We start from the raw sequence: 1,481 nt of genomic DNA on the forward strand, positions 1-1,481 counted from the left end.
CGGGGCGGTAGACCGTGCTACTACTGGGATTGAGTGGGGCAAGGGTATTCAAGGTCAAGGAATGCCTTGGGAGGATTACCTTGGGACGCAACTGCCAGCAGGCTCTCGACTACCGCCTAACTTCAAGACGTTTGACTTTTTTGACGAAACCACTGGTATAGCGACCAGCGCCAAAACACTTGATACGACGACTGCTGCCAAACTTGCTAATCCGAGCCAAGTATATTCATCGCTCAAAGGAAATATTGATGCCGCTGCTAATTTTTCTGAATCTGGCTTGAAGGGTGTGACAGTTACTGCAAGTCAAATTACCGCTCGCGAATTACAAGTTGCCATTCCTGAAGCCACGACTAGCGCTCAATGGGAACAAATCAATAGAGCCATTGAATATGGTCAGAGCAAAGGCATTACGGTAAAAATTACCAAGGTGAATTAAGATGAACGATGTCGTGAAAACAGCCTGGGCGGATGCAGGAGTCAATAAGGAATTTATTTACGTTAAAACTTATTCTGGCTATCGGAATAGTCGAGCTGATCCACAGGGTGTCGAGCATCACGCCAGCCCTGAAATCAGTGATCAAGAGTTAGGTGTTGTGGTATTGGATGCGTTGGCCCATAGCCGATTTGTGCTTCCCGAGCCGCGTAAGGATGTTTGGATTCATCCTGAAGCTACGTTTGATATGGATTTATACGACTACGACTTGACCAGTCAACGATATGATCAATGGGTTGGCAGTACTTTGGAGCGCTATAGCTACAAGAATAAGCGTGCATTATTTAAAGATATGAAAAAATGCAGTATCGAAAGTAAGGGGGACCAGATAACTATTCGTCCTAGCCATCACGAAAAGCTAGAAGCCTGGAGTGGTAAGGGACTAAGTGAGAGTGACTATGTCATTATCCCCAGCGGTAGTAGTCCTTCCGATGTAGGTGCGGCCTTACGCTTGGCTTTTAGTCGGTGCACCTAATGTGTAGAGGTTTCGAGTTGATCTGACACCGGCCTCGTGCCGGTGTTTTTTTATCTGCTTACTGCAAAACCTCCCGTCCTTCGCTGCTCGCTTTAGTCGTGGCCTGAGCGATCAGGGCATCAAGCATCTGCGCAACAAATTTCTGTTGGCTCTTGGGTAGTTGGTCGATGGCCTCCAATTGCTGCTGCCATTTCGGAGCCGGGCCACGCTTACGCACAGTGGTTTCCTGCTGCTGACCAAACAGTTCTTCGAGTGTGGTCGAAAGCAGCCGGGCCAGCTCCGGCAACGCCGCTACCTGGATACGCCGCTTGCCGGATTCATAGGCTTGGATGGTCTGCTGAGACACTCCCAGCCGTTCAGCCAGTTGGGTTTGGGTGATGCCGTGTTCTTTGCGCAGGCGGGCAATGCGTTCGCCCTAGGCAATGAAAAATACACGTTCTTCGCTGGTGATGCTCATGGCTGTCGCCGACGAGTTCTGTAATAGGCAAAAAAAGCAACACAAAGACCGAGAAG

3 protein-coding genes are annotated in these 1,481 nt (G+C 49.4%); 2 read left to right on the forward strand and 1 reads right to left on the reverse strand.

All coding sequences use genetic code 11. From position 1 onward, the window contains the following. Both FW760_RS25935 and FW760_RS25940 read left to right on the forward strand, forming a co-directional pair. Positions 1-436: endonuclease toxin domain-containing protein (locus tag FW760_RS25935; RefSeq protein ID WP_256213666.1), on the forward strand; the 436-nt coding region annotated here is incomplete at its 5' end. A gap of 1 nt (position 437) precedes the next feature. Continuing rightward, on the forward strand, positions 438-968 hold the full coding sequence (locus FW760_RS25940; protein ID WP_116052826.1) for a contact-dependent growth inhibition system immunity protein: 531 nt from the start codon (positions 438-440) through the stop codon (positions 966-968). A gap of 58 nt (positions 969-1,026) precedes the next feature. Here FW760_RS25940 and FW760_RS25945 read toward each other — a convergent pair whose 3' ends face one another. Beyond that, a complete protein-coding gene (locus tag FW760_RS25945) occupies positions 1,027-1,374 on the reverse strand; it encodes a helix-turn-helix transcriptional regulator (RefSeq protein WP_218568499.1) in 348 nt (115 codons plus the stop codon). Between the last annotated feature and the right edge of the window lie 107 nt (positions 1,375-1,481).

The sequence above is a fragment of the Pseudomonas sp. 1176_21 genome (genome assembly GCF_052850635.1).